We start from the raw sequence: 15,676 nt of genomic DNA on the forward strand, positions 1-15,676 counted from the left end.
CTGGGCCGCCGGTTATGGGCAGGGATAGGTGAACTCCGTATGCAACGCCTCGATGGCGTCGAGCGCATCCAGGTCAAGGGAAATGGATGCGGAACCGATGTTTTCCTGCAGCTGCACCATCGTGGTGGCACCCACGATGTTGCTGGTGACAAAACTGCGACTGTTGACGAAGGCCAGTGCCAGTTCCACAGGTGACAGCCCATGCTCCCGGGCCAGCTCGACATAGGCCCGGGTTGCGGCCATGCCTCGGCTGTTGCTGTAGCGCTTGAACCGCTCATACAGGGTAAGCCGAGCTTTCTCCGGCCAGCTTTCGCCCAGGTACTTGCCGGAGAGCATGCCAAACGCCAGGGGCGAGTAAGCCAGCAAGCCGGCCTGTTCGCGATGGGCGATTTCAGCCATCCCCACTTCAAACGACCGGTTCAGCAGATTGTAAGGATTCTGGATACTGACCGCGCGTGGCCAGCCCTTTTCCCGGGCCAGGCGCAGATATTCCATGGTGCCCCAGGGGGTTTCGTTGGATAACCCGATTTGCCGGATCTTGCCCTCGCGGACCAACTCATCAAGGGCTTCCAGGGTTTCTTCAATGGGGGTAAAACTCTCTTCCGGATTAGTCTGGTACCCCAGCTGTCCAAAAAAATTGGTGCTCCGATCCGGCCAATGCACCTGATAGAGATCAATGTAATCAGTTTGCAAGCGCTTCAGGCTGGCCTCGCAAGCCTCCCGGATGTGGGCGCGGGTCAAACGGGGGCCGTTGCGGAGGTAGGTCAGGCCATTTCCCGGCCCTGCCACCTTGGAGGCAATGACCAGGTCGTCACGGCGGCCGCGTCGGGCCAACCAGTTCCCCAGGTACTGCTCGGTCAGCCCCTGGGTTTCAGCCCGGGGCGGCACTGGGTACATCTCGGCGGCATCGATGAAGTTCACACCAGCCTCGGTGGCGTAATCCAACTGCTCAAAGGCTTCCGATTCGGTGTTTTGCTCCCCCCAGGTCATGGTGCCCAGGCAGATCAGGCTGACATCAATGTCAGTATTTCCCAATTTTCGCGTTTGCATAGAGTCTCCGTATCGGATGGTGGAACGGGTAAAGGGATTGTCATGGGACTGTCGCAGTACTGTCACGCCCCGTTTTCATAGTGAGGACATGTCAGAGGAACCACAGGAATCATCGTGACCAAGACCGTTCAGGCCGCACGGCGCCAACAACACATTACCATTGTATCTGAGACCTTTCCGCCGGAAATCAACGGGGTGGCGAACACACTCAGGTATTTGTGCCAGGGTCTGATGCAGCGCGGTCATCGGGTCACTGTGGTGCGCCCCCGCCAACGCCATGAAAGCAAAGGCATGGTACCCAGTGCGGGCCGCGGCCTGTTCAGCCACGAACATGTGGTCACCGGCCTTCCGCTGCCGGGCTACGCCGACCTTCGTTTTGGTCTGGCCCGCAGTGGCGAGCTGCGCAGGCTCTGGCTGAAAGATCGACCTGACGCCATTTACGTGGCCACACAGGGCCCCCTGGGCGTTGCCGCCGTGTCGGCCGCCCGAAAGCTTGGCCTCCCGGTGAGTTCAGGGTTTCACACCAATTTTCACAGTTATAGCCGGTACTACGGTGTTGGCATCCTCGAACATCTTCTGTGCGCCTATGGCCGCTGGTTCCATAACCGCACCTCGATCACCCTGGTGCCTACCAGGAAAATGGCGCAGACCACTGCAGCTATGGGCATCAGGCCCACCGGACTCTGGAGCAGAGGCGTGGACTGCAACCGGTTTGCCCCTCACAAACGGGACCAGGCACTGCGAAAACGCTGGGGCCTCAAGGAAAACGAACGTGCTGTGATCTACGTGGGCCGACTGGCTCCGGAGAAAAACCTGTGCATGGCCGTGGCCTGCTTCGAACGTATTCGTGGCCTGCACCCCCAATCCCGGTTCATTCTGGTCGGTGATGGCCCCCTGCGGCGACAATTGGCTGAGCAGCATCCGGATTACATCTTCTGCGGCACCCAGCGCGGCGAAGACCTCGCCCGTCATTATGCCTCAGGTGACCTATTCCTGTTTCCGAGCAAGACCGACACTTTCGGCAATGTCGTTCTGGAAGCCATGGCCAGTGGGCTCGCTGTGATCGCCTTTGATGACGGTGCGGCCAGCGAACACCTTCGGCATGAGGAAAACGGCATGAAAGCCGACCTTCTCGAAGATGAGGGCTTTGTTGACGGCGCGCTGCGACTCGCCGACCAGCCCACGCTATTGAATCGCATTCGGGCCCAGGCCCGACTCGACGCTCTCGAGCTGGACTGGAACTCGCAAATTGAACAGTTCGAGCAACTGGTTTTCACCCAAACAGCCAGGACCGGATACCATGCCATTAACAAGCAAAGCATCTCGCTTCTTTGAACAGGCAGATCAACGGGAATATGCGTTCTGCCAGGCCATCAACCGCGTAGCCGGAGTGCCCTCGGTACTCGGCTACTTCCGACTGGTCAGCCGCCTGGGTGACGGCTGGTTCTGGTACGCGCTTATTCTGACCATCCCCTTTCTTTGGCCGGCCCAAGGTCCGGCGCTGGCTTTGCTCATGACCCTGACTGGCCTGACCTGCACCCTGACCTACAAGCTGCTAAAACGGCGCCTGATTCGGGAGCGGCCGTTCATTTCCTTCCCTTCCATCAACTGTGGAACGCCGCCCCTGGACAGGTATAGCTTCCCATCCGGGCACACCCTGCACGCGGCCTGCTTTCAGACCATGTTGTTCTTGGCCAGCCCTTCACTGGCTCTGGCCATCCTACCCTTCACCCTCAGTGTTGCCGCCTCACGGGTGGTGCTGGGATTGCATTACCCTACGGACGTTGCCGCAGGTGCCGTAATTGGTGGGTTGCTGGGGTATCTGTCGACGCACCACCTTCTGGCAGACTTCCTGCGGCTATTTCCGGCCTGAGTTCAGTCAAACAGCCGCAGCTGCGTTACCGGCGCATCGTCGTTGCGGAATCGCACTCCCAGCCCCAGCAGACGCACGGGGCGATCTTTCTCGCCCGCCAGCTCCTTGAACAGGGGCAGATAGTCCTCGATTTCCGGCTCCTGCACATGCTCGCGGACCCGTTCGAGAGTATGGGTGGAAAAGTCGCTGTAGCGGATTTTGATAAAAAGCTTGTGGATCGGCTTGCGCGCGCCTTTGCGGGTCAGCCGCAGATTCAGGTCCGCGACCAGCGCCGCCATGACGGTTTCGCAGGCGGCGCGATCGGGTAGATCGTGGGAAAAGGTTCGCTCGACACTGATTGACTTGGCGATCCGCGACACCACCACTGACCGGTCGTCACGCCCGTGCGCCATCTCATGCAGACGGTAGCCCTGCTTGCCAAAACGGTCCATCAGCACGTCCGGGCCAATGGCCTGAAGATCGCCACAGGTCTCGACACCCAGGGCATTGAGCTTGGCCGCAGTCACCTGCCCTACGCCAAACAGCTTCTGCACCGGCAGCGTGCGGACAAAGCCATCGACATCCTCAGGCCGGATTACGAACAGACCATCGGGTTTTTCCCAGTCACTGGCAATCTTGGCGAGGAATTTGTTGGGGGCGACGCCGGCAGACACAGTAATACCGACCTCGCGGCGAATGCGCTCGCGAAGGTACCGGGCCATCAGCGTGGCGCTGCCTTTGTGATCGGTGACCTCGGACACATCCAGGAAGGCCTCATCCAGGGACAGCGGCTCCACCAGATCGGTCATTTCCCGCAGAATGGCCATGACCTGCTGGGAAGCCGCCCGGTAACGGCCCATGTCCGTGGGCACAGTCACCAGGCCCGGACACAGCCGCCGGGCCTCGCTGCCAGGCATGGCTGAACGCACGCCGAAAGCGCGAGCCTTGTAGTTGCACGTGGTCACCACGCCCCGGCCACCGTCGCCACCCACGGCCAGCGGTACGTCCCGCAGGGTCGGATCGTCACGCATCTCCACCGCGGCGTAAAAGCAGTCACAATCGACATGAATGATCTTGCGCTGGTGCATGGTGCCTGAAACTCGCGTCAACATTCTGTACATTTATACAGCCTTGTATCTTACGGTACTATGCTGAGAATGTCAGAAATTCCAATGATCACGAGTCGAACCCATCGCGAGGCCCCATGAGCAATCCTATCCCCGAGTCAGACCGCACAGAAATTGAAGCTGCCGCCTTTCGTCGCCTGGTAAAGCACCTGCGCGAACACACCGAGGTCCAGAATATCGATCTGATGAATCTGGCGAGCTTCTGCCGCAACTGCCTGTCGAAATGGTATCGCGCCGAGGCCGAGCAGCAAGGCTTCGAGATCTCCGATCCTCAGGCTCGGGAGGAGATCTACGGCATGCCCTATGAAGAATGGAAAGACCGCTATCAGACCGGCGCCAAACAGGATCACAAAAAATGAACGTGAATGAGGCGGTGCGTATTCACCTGGCGTCCCTTGCCGCCGGCCGTGCGGAATTCGACGATACCCTGGCGCTGATTGAGCGCCATTTCGAGTACCGGCCGACCGGTTTCCACAACGGCCCACTGTACAACGCCGCCGGTGAGAATGCCGGCTCGTGCCGGGCCTTTGCCCTGGGCCAGTACTGCAATCTGACCGAGGCTGACACGCTGACGCTGTTCGCCCAGCACTACCACCAGGTTCTGGATGAGCCCACCGGCAGCAGCCATGGCAATATCCGCCAGTTCATCAGCACCGGCTGGTCCGGCATCCGTTTCGAGGACAGTCCACTGCGACCGCGCCCGTCGCCCAACACCATGGAAGAGACCCCTTCATGACCGATACCGCTAACCCCGGCGTTAAACAGGTTTTCCAGTTGAAAAGTGCCAGCGTGTCCATGACCGCACTGGAACTGCACTATTTCGACAATGAAGACTTCGAGGCCACACTTCGGGACAAGATCAGTCAGGCTCCGGGCTTCTTCAAGGACATTCCGATTATTGTCAGCCTGGAAAAATACGAAGGCCTGGACAGCGAGCTGGACTTCTTCAAGATTATCGGCGCGTGCCGTCGCCACCAGATCCATGTGGTCGGCGTGCGCGGCGGCAATGAAGACCAGCGCCGACTGGCCCGTGGTGCAGCACTGGCGTTGCTGCCCGGCAACAGCCAACGGGACCGCGCCCACGCCCCGGAAACCTCAGCCGAGACGCCGGAAGCCAACGGGTCAGCCGCGCCAGAAACCCAGGCTGCCAGCGCTGGCGAACCGGCACCGGCACGGGTGATCAACCAGCCGGTCCGTTCCGGTCAGCAGATTTATGCACCCGAGGGAGACCTGGTTATCCTGGCACCGGTGCAGGCCGGCGCAGAAGTACTGGCCGCCGGCAACATTCATGTGTACGGTCCGCTGCGCGGCCGGGCACTGGCGGGCATTCACGGGGCAGAGTCGGCCCGGATTTTCTGCCAATCTCTTGAAGCGGAGCTTGTGTCCATCGCCGGACACTATAAAATCTCCGAAGATCTTCAGGACAACGGCTGGAAAAAGGCTGTACAGATCCAGCTCAGGGAAGACCTGCTGGTGGTGACACCACTGGACAAGGCCTGATATCGAGACGGACTGCAACAATCTGACCGGATAATTCCGCAGACACGACGAATCCACCGCGAAACAGGAATTTTACCTTGGCTAGAATCATTGTCGTTACTTCAGGAAAGGGCGGCGTTGGTAAAACCACAACCAGCGCCTCTATCAGCACCGGACTTGCCAAACGCGGCCACAAAACCGTCGTTATCGATTTCGACGTGGGCCTGCGCAACCTGGATCTGATCATGAACTGTGAACGACGGGTCGTGTACGACTTCGTCAACGTCATCCAGGGTGAAGCGTCCCTGAACCAGGCGCTTATACGCGACAAGCGGGTGGATACCCTATACATCCTGCCCGCCTCCCAGACTCGCGAAAAGGAAGCCCTGACCAAAGATGGCGTCGAAAAAGTCATCAACGAGCTGTCGGACACCTTTGACTACATCGTTTGCGATTCACCAGCCGGCATTGAACACGGGGCCCTGATGGCGCTGTATTACGCCGACGAAGCCGTGGTCGTAACCAACCCCGAGGTATCATCGGTTCGCGATTCCGACCGTATCCTGGGCATTCTGCAGAGCAAATCCCGCCGCGCGGAAATGGGCCAGGACCCGGTCAAGGAGCACTTGCTGCTCACCCGCTACAACCCGCAACGTGTCGAGAAAGGCGAAATGCTGTCCGTGGCTGACGTTGAGGAAATCCTCGCAATTCCGCTGCTGGGTGTTATTCCGGAAAGTCAGGTGGTCCTGAATGCCTCCAACCAAGGCCTTCCGGTCATTCTGGAAGGCGAGAGCGATGCCGGCCAGGCCTACGACGATGCTGTCGGGCGGCTTTTGGGCGAAGACCGGGAACACCGGTTCATGACCGCCCAGAAGAAAGGGTTTTTCTCACGGATGTTCAAGGGAGGTTGAGGGATGAGTTTCCTCGATTACTTTAAAGGAAAGAAAACACACACCGCCAGCGTCGCCAAGGAGCGACTGCAAATCATCGTCGCCCATGAACGCGGACAGCGGGACCAACCAGACTACCTGCCCAAGCTGCAGCAGGAGCTGCTTGAGGTCATTCGCAAATACGTTCAGATTAGCGATGACATGATTCAGGTGGAAGTGGACCGTAACGACAGCTGCTCGGTGCTGGAACTGAACGTCACCCTGCCTGAGCGCTAACCGGTGCGCCACGCCCGCAGATTACCAGCGGGCATAATGGTCTTCCATCAATCCCCGTAGTCCGTCTACGGGGATTTTGTTTCCGGCATCGTCCCTTACAAACCCCGTGAAGGTGCCAATGAACTGACGAAAGTTGGACGCCAGCACCAGCGCGTTCATCTTTTCCCGGCGCACGCCAGACGGAACAAACTGCAGCGCCACCCGCCCGTCGTCAGTGCTTACATACCAGTCAGCCCCTGGCCGGTACCGATCAAAGACAAACCGCGCTGTTCCGACCCGGATGCAGCGCCCATCCAGCCAGATGGCATTTTCGGTCATGCCGGTCTCATTCACGCCAGCGGCCAGGTTAAGTCCAAGCGAGCGTCCATCAGCCAGTGTTCCCGCCATGCAGGCCCAATTCCAGGCCGTTTCCCGGCGCATGAACCCGCAGCTCCAGTCGACTGTCGCCCGAGTGCTGGCATCACACCGCCAGATCCGATGATCCCAGCGAATCTCGCCCTCCACCGGCAAGCCCGCGGATTTACGGGTGAATACCCAGCCATCGTAACCGGCCGGGCACACCAGCCGGAGTGGATCATTGTCGTCTTTGATCTCCAGATCAACCCGGATACCACCAGGCGCCGAGACGCTGATGTTGCGACCACCCGCAGCAGCACTCACCCGAAGCGATACATCGCCCTTGGAGAAACTGGCGACACCGTGCTCAGGCAGGGGCTCAATCCGGGTGCCACGAGCAAAGGGCTGGAGAAAGGATTGCTCGTACTTGGTGCCGGTTTCAAAGTCGTACAGGTAGAAAAAGCCATTAGCCACCAGCTTGAGATCCACCAGCGCCATGCCGAAAACCCAACCAGGCGCCATGGCACTGACAAACTGAAACTGGTTGAACCGCCAGCGCCGGGCCAGACGGGAGCGAGGGCGGTCCATGACCGAGCGCAGGTCATAGTCCAGATAATTGATCTCATCCACCGGGTGGTCAATCACCCCCGGCGTGAGCCTTCCCTTGTCATCAATGAGCTTGCGTAAGGTCATAATCGCGTCAGTTCGGGCCAATTGAAGGGACCGGCTACCCAGGGGGTTACCTGGTTCACAATCCCTTGTTTTGGTGGCCTTATGGGTTTTCGCCACATGCTAGACTCCGGCCACCGTCGCCAAGGAAGTTTACCTCATGAGAAAGACCGGAGCCCACCGATTTAAGGGCTACGCTTCAGCCATCTCCGGCGGGCTCGTCGCCTTGCTGGTAACCACTCTCGCTGCTGCCAGCGCCCAGGCCGATTTGCCTGCAGAGAACGCCGATGGCTGGAGTCTGCGCAAGGAAGCCGACAACATCCGCGTGTACACCATTGACCAGCACGGTTCCAGCTTCAAGGCGTTCAAAGCCGTGGCGACCCTGGATGCACCCATCGAAACCGTGATGGCGGTGATGATGAACCCCCAATCCTGTGTCGAATGGGTCTATAACTGCATCGAGTCCTATGCGTTCGGCTCCGGCACCTTCCATGACCGCTACGCCTATTCGGTCAATGACATGCCCTGGCCCGTCACTGACCGGGATTACGTGCTGCACATCCGAACACAAGGCAACCGGAATAGCGGCGAGATCGTCATGGACCTGAACGCCACTCCTAACCAGAGAGCTGGAATCGACAACCGGGTTCGCGTAGACCACTCCGACACTTTGTACCGTTTTATACCGGAAGGTGACAAAACCCGGATGGTCTGGCTGCAGCACACGGACCCTAACGGCGCCCTGCCCGGCTGGTTGGTCAACTCTCTACTGGTGGATATTCCCGTTCGTTCACTCAAGGCCCTGGAACAGGTGGCAGGCAAAGACCGATACCAGAATTTTGAGCTGATCTATAATGATCAGGATGAACTGGTGGATGTGCGCACAACCGAGCATTGAGGGATGACGCACATCCACTGACAGGCTAAGCTTTACGAAAATGAACACAAAGAAAAAGGCAGGCCCCGTTTAATGACCGTTCTCGCTTTCGAGATCATGACCCCGACCATCAAGGCAGTTCCCCAATCCTGGACCATGGACCGACTGGCGCGGTTCCTCACCGACAACGAAATCACCGGCAGCCCGGTCACTGACGAACACGGCGACATAGTGGGTATCGTTACCCTCAAGGACATCACCGAATTCCGCTGGAACGCTCACCGCTCTGGTGCAGACGCGAGCCTGACGTCCGAAGAGCAGGAAGAAGCCCGACGCCTGCGAATGGTGATTTTCGAGGAAATGGGCAAAGTTCCGGTCGAAGTCCGGGATATTATGACCCCGAGTATTTTATCGGTTGACGAGCAGACGCCCGTGCGCGACATTGCGGATATCATGATGCGTGAACACCTGCATCGGATCTTTGTCACCAGGGATTCAAAAATTACCGGCATCATAACCACTTACGACATGCTGAAGCTGATCTCGGACACCGCACTCACGCAACGGTGTACCGGTAACGACTGAGCCACCAGAGAGGTAGCGCCACCTATGCCCAGAGCACCAGAAGCTCGCAAAAAGATGTACGTCCTCGACACCAACGTTCTGATTCACGATCCCAACGCCCTCCTCAACTTTGAAGAACACGATGTCATCATTCCGATGACCGTCCTCGAAGAGCTCGACAGTCTGAAATCCGGCAAGCAAGCGGTCGCTGCAGACTGCCGTCAGGCCATCCGAAACATCGATAAACTGCTGGGCGATGCAACTCCGAAAGAGATCGAGAAAGGTGTCCCGATTGTGCGTGGCAAAAAAGCCGAGCCGCTGGGCAAGCTTCTGATTCTGATGAGCACGCAGCATGTGAATTCCCACTCGTTGCCCGAACACCTGAACGACAACAAGATCATCAATACCCTGGCGGCGCTGCAGAACGAGCACCGCGCCCGGGACATCATCCTGGTCAGCAAAGACATCAACATGCGTCTGAAAGCGCGCGGATTTGGCGTTGAAGCCCAGGATTACCACAACGACCAGCTACTGGACGATATCGATCTCCTGCCCAAGGGCTACCGGGAATTTTCAAACTCGTTCTGGGACACCATCGAGAAGGTGGAAACCATCCAGCGCGAAGGTATTACCGAGCACATCCTCAGGCGCGAGGGTGAGCTGGCACGGCTGAACATCAACGAGTTTGTGATTGACCAGCAAGGCTTTGTCGGCAAGGTCTCCGACCTGTCCGAGACCCAGATAGTGATCCGGGACCTGCATCAGCACGACCTGATGAACGAGGAAGTCTGGGGCCTGGTACCCCGGGATGTCTATCAGGCCCTGGCGCTCAACCTGCTTCTGGATCCGGACGTGCACCTGGTCAACCTGACTGGTTCCGCCGGTTCGGGCAAAACCATCCTGGCCCTGGCCGCGTGCATCGAAATGACGGTTGCCAGCAAGCTGTACAAACGCATCATCGCCACCCGCTCAACCCAGGGGCTGGACGAGGACATCGGCTTCCTGCCCGGCACGGAAGCCGAAAAGATGGAGCCCTGGCTGGGAGCCATCGTGGACAACCTCGAGGCCCTGCACGAAGACGACGAAAACATGACCGCCAGCGTGGATTACATCCTCAGCAAGGTGCCTCTGCACTTCAAGTCGATGAACTACATTCGCGGTCGCAGCTTCCAGCACAGCCTGATCATCATCGATGAATCCCAGAACCTGACACCGCACCAGATCAAGACCATCATCACCCGTGCCGGTAACGGCTCCAAGGTGATCTGCCTGGGTAACCTGGCACAGATCGACACTCCGTACCTGAGTGCCCTGAGCTCGGGACTGACCTACATGACCGAACGCTTCAAGAGCTTCCGTCACGGTGCCCACATCCACCTTCAGGGTGTGCCGCGCTCCGTTCTGGCGGAGTTCGCCGAGGCCAATCTCTGATCAGGCAAATATAGACAAACCAACACGACATAAAAAAGCCGGGGCCTCAGCCCCGGCTTTTTATTCCCCTGCCGATTACACCCGGTAGCGGCTGACTTGATCGGACATATCCGAAGCCAGGGCCTTGAGTCGCTGGGTTGCGGCCCCGGCCCGACGAGTGCCATCGGCGGTCTGTTCGGTGATCGCCACGATCTCGTGAACATTCTGGTTGATGGTCTCGGAAACGCTGGTCTGCTCTTCAGCCGCACTCGCAATCTGGCTGTTCATGTCATTGATAGTGCTAACCGCCTGATTGATCCGCTGCAGGGCAGCATCGACCTCACGGGTCTCTACCACGGTCGCCTCACTGCGTTCACTGATCGAACCGATCAAGGTGACGGCGTTGCCGGCGCCGGTCTGCAGGCGCTCAATGGTTTCCTGAATTTCCTGGGTGCTCTGCTGGGTCCGGCTGGCAAGGGTCCGTACTTCATCGGCCACCACCGCGAAACCACGGCCGGCTTCACCGGCACGCGCGGCCTCAATGGCGGCGTTCAGGGCCAGCAGGTTGGTCTGATCGGCAATCTCACGGATCACCTCCAGCACGTTATCAATCTTGCGGGAGTCCGCCCCCAGTTTTTCGATAACCTTGACGCCTTCCTCGACTTGCTCGGACAAGCCACCAATGACACCAATTGTCTGGTGCACCAGGCCCTGGGCATCACAGACCTGGGCGTTGGCTTGGTCGGCCGCCTCGGAGGCCTCGCTGGCGTTATTGGCCACTTCTTGGGCGGCCGCAGTCATCTCGTTCATCGCCGTCGCGACCTGGTCACTTTCGGATTTCTGGCGCTCAACACCGCCCTCGGCTTCCGCCATGACCTGGTTCAGTTCTTCGGACGCCTCATTCAGGGTGCGCGTCGACGACAGCACCTGTTCCACCAGACCGTGCACCTGGTCGGCGAAACTGTTGAAGGCGGTTGCCAGCTGGCTCAGCTCGTCCTTGCCGTCAATCTCAAGGCGCCGGGTCAGGTCGCCGTCGCCGCTGGCGATGTCATTCATGGCCGATACCGCCGATTTCAGTGGCCGGATGATGCTGCGCACCACGATCAGGGCCAGCAGCACGATCAGCGCCAGCGCCACCAGTGAAGTAGTAATGGAGCCGAAAACCGCGTCATTAAGCGACTCACCAACCTTCGCATCCATGGCCGAAATCTGGCCTTCCAGACCGTCCACCCAGAACCCGGTGCCGATCATGATGCCCCACTTCGGAAGCATTTCAGCGTAACCGAGTTTTGGTGCAATCTGGCCGGTATCACTGTTCTTCCAACCGTAGGATACGAAGCCACCGCCACTGCGCGCGGCCTTGACCAGTTCCCGGATCAGGTAGGTGCCATTGGGATCCTGGAAAGCCCACAGGTTTTTGCCTTCCAACGCGGGTTTAACTCCGTGCATGACGTTCACACCACTGGTGTCGTAGGCAAAAATGTAGCCTGGACTCCCGGAATCATTGAAACGCAACTGGCGCAGGATTTCGTATGCCTGCTCGCGGATTCTGGGATCGTCGGCGGAGCCCGGCTGATTGTAAAGATGAGCAATCGACGTCTGGGCTAGTTCCAGATAGTTCTTCAGCTCTTCCCGTTTACTGCTTTCCATGTCTGTGGAGAAGCCGGCAACAGCTTCATTACCGATTTCTCGGGCCTGATTCAGGTTGTACGTGGTGAGAAAGGCCGTCAGCACAATGACAGGCACCAGTGCCAACAACAGCACCCGTGTCTGGATGGTCAGATTTTTCATGGGAAAGACTTCTTTTAATCGGTGCAAGGAATGGCCGGAAATATCAGGCCAAAATTTCGCGCCAGCATACCCGGTGTCGGGCATCAAAATCATTCAAGGTAATGCATTATTTGGAAACAAACCGTAACCGAAGGGTTAGCGCGCTAAATCAGGGTCAGTCTTTGAACTCAGCCTTATCAAGACCGTGCTTTTTCATCTTGTCGTAAAGTGTCTTTCGGGCAATCCCAAGCTGCACCATCGTGTCCTTGATGCTGCCATGACAAACGTTCAGGGCACTGACAATAGCGGAACGCTCGAAACCATCCATCATTTCCGTAAGGGTCTGCCGACCGGCAACGTCATCGGAACCCGCGGCTGCATTTCCATCAAGTGCCGCTGGACCAAGCAGCACATAACGTTCGGCCAGATTCCTCAGTTCTCGCACGTTTCCGGGCCAGGAGTGCTGCATCAGACGAGCTGCCTGACTGGCGTTCAAGGGGATACTCTCGCGATCGTAACGAGCTGCAGCAATCAGCACGAAGTGATGGAACAGCATGGGAATATCTTCTTTGCGCTCCCGCAAAGGCGGAATATTCACCTTCACCACGTTCAGCCGGTAATACAGGTCCGAGCGGAATTCGCCAGCATCGCTCAGAGCTTTGAGGTCGGCCTTGGTTGCGGCAACGATGCGCACATCCACATCAATAACCTGATTGCTGCCCAGGCGCTCGACTTTCTGCTCCTCCAGCACCCTCAATAACTTGACCTGCAGGGGCATGGGCATGCTTTCCAGTTCGTCCAGGAACAGTGTGCCCCGGTGCGCGTGTTCGATTTTCCCGATACGACGCTTGTCGGCCCCGGTGAACGCGCCGGCTTCGTGGCCAAAGAGCTCGCTCTCAATCAGGTTTTCCGGCACTGCGCCGCAATTGATGGCGACAAAGTTGTGGGCGCTGCGCTGACTGTTTTCATGAATATAACGGGCCAACGCGTCCTTACCGGAACCGGTTTCACCGTGCAGCAAGACACTGGCGGAGATGTCCAGTACCGGGTCGATGGTGGACATCACCCGCTGCATGGTCGCGGATTCGCCCAGCAGCCTAGGCCCAGGGCGCGCCAGATGCTTTAACTGGGCCTTCAGGCGCCGATTCTCGAGTGCCAAATGCCGCTTCTCCAGCGCGTGTCGCAAGAGTTCGATTAATTCCTCATGGTCGAACGGCTTTTCGATGAAATCGTAAGCCCCCTGCTGCATCGCGGATACCGCGGTACTGATGTCGCCCTGGCCGGTCAGGATAATTACCGGAATGGCGTCGTCCAGCTCGCGCACCCGATCCAGCATGGCCAGGCCATCCATGCCCGGCATGTTGTAATCGCACAGCACCACGCCCTCGTAGTCGGCAGTGATGGTCTCAAGGGCCGAGGCTGCGTCCTCAAAACAGGCGACCGCCAGCTCCTCCAACGCAAAGGTCTGGCTGATGGCCTTCCGGATGTGTGGATCATCATCCACAAAGATTACCGAAGGTTCTGTCATTCCATGGTCTCCCGTTTTTTCAGGGTCAACACAAACTCCGCGCCGGGGCCGTCGGACCGGTTGTGCCCGGTCAACCGGCCGCCCAGGGCATCAACAATCTGGCGGGAGATGGACAAACCGAGCCCAAGCCCCTGCTTGACGGACTTGGTCGTGAAGAAAGGCTCAAATATCTGCTCGCTGTTGCCGGGCAGACCCGAACCGTTATCCCGCACCACACACTGCCAATGCTCGCCCTGGTCCTCGATGTCGATGCTGATCCGGGGCTGGTCCCGGTCTTCGACCGCCTGCACCGCGTTGGCCAGAAGATTAACCATCACCTGCTCGATGCGGATCAGGTCACCGTGACACAGGACCGGCTGCTCGGGCCGATGCCAGTGGATTTCGACACCGCCACTGCTGGTCTGGGCCTTGATGATCTTGAGCGCGGCATCGATGGGCTGGCACAGATCCACCACCGACGGTGGGCCCTCGGACTTGCGGGCGAACACCTTAAACTGCCGGGTCAGCTCGGACATCTTGTCACACAGGCTGACAATCTCCTGCAGGTTAGCATCCACCATCTCGGTGGCGCCCTTGTCCAGAAACTTGCGGCTGTTGCGGGCGTACGTCTGAATCGCCGTCAACGGCTGGTTCATTTCATGGTTCAAGCCCGCCGACATCTGCCCCAGCACCGCCAGCTTGGCCGCCTGAATCAGTTCTTGCTGGGTCTCCCGCAGCTCGGTCTGGGTGCGCTCCCGCTCCTGAATCTCTTCCAGGAGTTTTTCATTGGAGCGTTCCAGGTCCACCGTACGCTCGGCGACACTGCGCTCCAGCTGCTCGCCCCGCAGCGCCAGTTCCGCCTCCCGCCGGTACCGCTCGCGCAGATACAGCCAAGCCAGCAGCCCCCCGAAGAAAACTGCCAGACCGACGCCCACGAAGGCCAGCCGCATCCAGACCACCGACTGAGTACTGACCATCACTTGCAGGGTCCAGTCCAGTCGAGGCAGAGCCGTACGAACACTGAGGTAATCGCCCCCCTGTCCATCTTCCAGTATCCTGATTTTGCGGGATTGTTCGGACAGGCCCCAAGGCCGCCCCAGCGGTTGAAACTGGATCGGCGCCAGTTCCCGATTGGGATAGCGTTGGCGAGCGACTTCCCCCACCTCGGCACCTGCATCAGGCTGGAAATCCCGGTAAAGCCAGCGTGATTTGCTGGCCAGAAAGCTGATCCCCGACGGATCCAGCACCACCATCTCGGCCTCGGTCAGGGACGACGGCCGGTGCCACTGGGATTCCAGCTCGTGCACCAGGACTTTCACCGCAATTACACCCAGAATTTCTCCTTCCGGGCTCCAGATCGGATGGGAAAAATACAGGCCTCGCACGCCGGACATCAGTCCCAGGGCAAAATAGACCGCGGAATCACCGGTCGCTATAGCCTCGGAAAAGTACGGACGAAAAGAGAAATTGCGACCGACAAAACTGTCGTTCTGCTGGTAGTTGTTGGCGGCGATGGTCAGGCCGGAGGTGTCCATCAGGTAGACATCGGAGCTGCCGACGATGGTGGCCATTCGCTGCATTTCCTCATTGGCCAGCAGGATCAGTTCCGGGTTGTCGGGGTAGCGCAGCGCGTCTTCCAGCAGTGGGTGTTCGGCCATCAGCTCGGGGATCGGCAGGTAGCGGTTCAGCTCATTGGCGACCAGTTGGCGGTAACGAAAAGATTCTTCGAGACTTTCCTGTTCGACCTGTCGATAACCCACCCAGCCGCCAAGGGTCCAGGCCAGTACCAGGGTCAGAACAAGCAGTGCGATCGCACCAATCCGGTAGGGCATAGGGCCGGTTCCTAAAAAACAGCTAGAGTAGCGCCCG

At 58.6% G+C, this 15,676-nt stretch carries 16 protein-coding genes; 10 read left to right on the plus strand and 6 right to left on the minus strand.

The window, feature by feature from the left end:
• Positions 1-12 precede the first annotated feature (12 nt).
• Positions 13-1,050 carry an NADP(H)-dependent aldo-keto reductase gene (locus tag FCS96_RS13180; protein ID WP_138440839.1) on the minus strand — a complete coding sequence of 346 codons (1,038 nt, stop codon included), beginning with the start codon at positions 1,048-1,050 and terminating at the stop codon, positions 13-15.
• 114 nt (positions 1,051-1,164) lie between these two features.
• Between FCS96_RS13180 and FCS96_RS13185 the strand changes: the two genes are divergently transcribed.
• Both FCS96_RS13185 and FCS96_RS13190 read left to right on the plus strand, forming a co-directional pair.
• Positions 1,165-2,385, plus strand: a complete 1,221-nt coding sequence (locus FCS96_RS13185; RefSeq protein ID WP_138440840.1) for a glycosyltransferase family 4 protein — start codon at positions 1,165-1,167, stop codon at positions 2,383-2,385.
• The gene (locus FCS96_RS13190; protein ID WP_138440841.1) at positions 2,351-2,923 is read left to right on the plus strand and encodes a phosphatase PAP2 family protein; all 573 of its coding nucleotides are present in this window, start codon (positions 2,351-2,353) and stop codon (positions 2,921-2,923) included. The genes FCS96_RS13185 and FCS96_RS13190 overlap by 35 nt, the downstream gene beginning before the upstream one ends.
• Before the next feature lie 2 nt (positions 2,924-2,925).
• On the opposite strand, the gene dinB is transcribed toward FCS96_RS13190, so the two are convergent.
• A complete protein-coding gene (gene dinB, locus FCS96_RS13195) occupies positions 2,926-3,990 on the minus strand; it encodes a DNA polymerase IV (protein ID WP_138440979.1) in 1,065 nt (354 codons plus the stop codon).
• Between the two features lie 116 nt (positions 3,991-4,106).
• Here dinB and FCS96_RS13200 point away from each other — a divergent pair, with 116 nt between their 5' ends.
• From FCS96_RS13200 to minE, 5 genes are all read left to right on the plus strand, one after another.
• The gene (locus FCS96_RS13200) at positions 4,107-4,388 is read left to right on the plus strand and encodes a DUF1244 domain-containing protein (RefSeq protein ID WP_138440842.1); all 282 of its coding nucleotides are present in this window, start codon (positions 4,107-4,109) and stop codon (positions 4,386-4,388) included.
• Positions 4,385-4,765: a HopJ type III effector protein gene (locus FCS96_RS13205; protein WP_138440843.1), complete on the plus strand. Its 381-nt coding sequence runs from the start codon at positions 4,385-4,387 to the stop codon at positions 4,763-4,765. The genes FCS96_RS13200 and FCS96_RS13205 overlap by 4 nt, the downstream gene beginning before the upstream one ends.
• Positions 4,762-5,529: a septum site-determining protein MinC gene (gene minC, locus FCS96_RS13210; RefSeq protein WP_138440844.1), complete on the plus strand. Its 768-nt coding sequence runs from the start codon at positions 4,762-4,764 to the stop codon at positions 5,527-5,529. Before FCS96_RS13205 ends, minC begins: the two co-directional genes overlap by 4 nt.
• Positions 5,530-5,606: 77 nt before the next feature.
• Complete coding sequence (gene minD / locus FCS96_RS13215; RefSeq protein WP_138440845.1) at positions 5,607-6,419, plus strand: septum site-determining protein MinD; 813 nt, start codon at positions 5,607-5,609, stop codon at positions 6,417-6,419.
• 3 nt (positions 6,420-6,422) lie between these two features.
• Positions 6,423-6,674 (plus strand): cell division topological specificity factor MinE, encoded by a 252-nt coding sequence (minE, locus tag FCS96_RS13220; RefSeq protein ID WP_138440846.1) that lies wholly within the window; start codon positions 6,423-6,425, stop codon positions 6,672-6,674.
• Positions 6,675-6,695: 21 nt separating this feature from the next.
• Here minE and FCS96_RS13225 read toward each other — a convergent pair whose 3' ends face one another.
• Complete coding sequence (locus tag FCS96_RS13225; protein ID WP_138440847.1) at positions 6,696-7,703, minus strand: DUF2804 domain-containing protein; 1,008 nt, start codon at positions 7,701-7,703, stop codon at positions 6,696-6,698.
• A 136-nt stretch (positions 7,704-7,839) separates the two neighbouring features.
• Here FCS96_RS13225 and FCS96_RS13230 point away from each other — a divergent pair, with 136 nt between their 5' ends.
• From FCS96_RS13230 to FCS96_RS13240, 3 genes are all read left to right on the plus strand, one after another.
• Positions 7,840-8,577: an START domain-containing protein gene (locus tag FCS96_RS13230; RefSeq protein ID WP_138440848.1), complete on the plus strand. Its 738-nt coding sequence runs from the start codon at positions 7,840-7,842 to the stop codon at positions 8,575-8,577.
• A gap of 72 nt (positions 8,578-8,649) precedes the next feature.
• A complete protein-coding gene (locus FCS96_RS13235) occupies positions 8,650-9,141 on the plus strand; it encodes a CBS domain-containing protein (protein WP_138440849.1) in 492 nt (163 codons plus the stop codon).
• Between the two features lie 54 nt (positions 9,142-9,195).
• A complete protein-coding gene (locus tag FCS96_RS13240; protein WP_138440980.1) occupies positions 9,196-10,551 on the plus strand; it encodes a PhoH family protein in 1,356 nt (451 codons plus the stop codon).
• Positions 10,552-10,626: 75 nt separating this feature from the next.
• On the opposite strand, the gene FCS96_RS13245 is transcribed toward FCS96_RS13240, so the two are convergent.
• The 3 genes from FCS96_RS13245 to FCS96_RS13255 form a co-directional block, all read right to left on the minus strand.
• Entirely contained in the window at positions 10,627-12,321 is a 1,695-nt protein-coding gene (locus FCS96_RS13245) for a methyl-accepting chemotaxis protein (protein WP_138440850.1), read from the minus strand.
• A 154-nt stretch (positions 12,322-12,475) separates the two neighbouring features.
• Positions 12,476-13,828 carry a sigma-54-dependent transcriptional regulator gene (locus tag FCS96_RS13250; protein ID WP_138440851.1) on the minus strand — a complete coding sequence of 451 codons (1,353 nt, stop codon included), beginning with the start codon at positions 13,826-13,828 and terminating at the stop codon, positions 12,476-12,478.
• Positions 13,825-15,639 carry a sensor histidine kinase gene (locus FCS96_RS13255; protein WP_138440852.1) on the minus strand — a complete coding sequence of 605 codons (1,815 nt, stop codon included), beginning with the start codon at positions 15,637-15,639 and terminating at the stop codon, positions 13,825-13,827. Before FCS96_RS13255 ends, FCS96_RS13250 begins: the two co-directional genes overlap by 4 nt.
• Positions 15,640-15,676 lie beyond the last annotated feature (37 nt).

It is taken from the genome of Marinobacter alexandrii, from assembly GCF_005871205.1.
Taxonomy (GTDB): Bacteria; Pseudomonadota; Gammaproteobacteria; order Pseudomonadales; family Oleiphilaceae; genus Marinobacter; species Marinobacter alexandrii.

Excerpts from the sequence above, each read along its gene's own strand:
- FCS96_RS13180 (WP_138440839.1), bottom strand. The coding sequence starts at position 1,050 with ATGCAAACGCGAAAATTGGGAAATACTGACATTGATGTCAGCCTGATC.
- FCS96_RS13190 (WP_138440841.1), top strand. The coding sequence starts at position 2,351 with ATGCCATTAACAAGCAAAGCATCTCGCTTCTTTGAACAGGCAGATCAA.
- dinB (WP_138440979.1), bottom strand. The coding sequence starts at position 3,990 with ATGCACCAGCGCAAGATCATTCATGTCGATTGTGACTGCTTTTACGCC.
- FCS96_RS13200 (WP_138440842.1), top strand. The coding sequence starts at position 4,107 with ATGAGCAATCCTATCCCCGAGTCAGACCGCACAGAAATTGAAGCTGCC.
- FCS96_RS13205 (WP_138440843.1), top strand. The coding sequence starts at position 4,385 with ATGAACGTGAATGAGGCGGTGCGTATTCACCTGGCGTCCCTTGCCGCC.
- minC (WP_138440844.1), top strand. The coding sequence starts at position 4,762 with ATGACCGATACCGCTAACCCCGGCGTTAAACAGGTTTTCCAGTTGAAA.
- minE (WP_138440846.1), top strand. The coding sequence starts at position 6,423 with ATGAGTTTCCTCGATTACTTTAAAGGAAAGAAAACACACACCGCCAGC.
- FCS96_RS13225 (WP_138440847.1), bottom strand. The coding sequence starts at position 7,703 with ATGACCTTACGCAAGCTCATTGATGACAAGGGAAGGCTCACGCCGGGG.
- FCS96_RS13230 (WP_138440848.1), top strand. The coding sequence starts at position 7,840 with ATGAGAAAGACCGGAGCCCACCGATTTAAGGGCTACGCTTCAGCCATC.
- FCS96_RS13235 (WP_138440849.1), top strand. The coding sequence starts at position 8,650 with ATGACCGTTCTCGCTTTCGAGATCATGACCCCGACCATCAAGGCAGTT.
- FCS96_RS13240 (WP_138440980.1), top strand. The coding sequence starts at position 9,196 with ATGTACGTCCTCGACACCAACGTTCTGATTCACGATCCCAACGCCCTC.
- FCS96_RS13245 (WP_138440850.1), bottom strand. The coding sequence starts at position 12,321 with ATGAAAAATCTGACCATCCAGACACGGGTGCTGTTGTTGGCACTGGTG.
- FCS96_RS13250 (WP_138440851.1), bottom strand. The coding sequence starts at position 13,828 with ATGACAGAACCTTCGGTAATCTTTGTGGATGATGATCCACACATCCGG.
- FCS96_RS13255 (WP_138440852.1), bottom strand. The coding sequence starts at position 15,639 with ATGCCCTACCGGATTGGTGCGATCGCACTGCTTGTTCTGACCCTGGTA.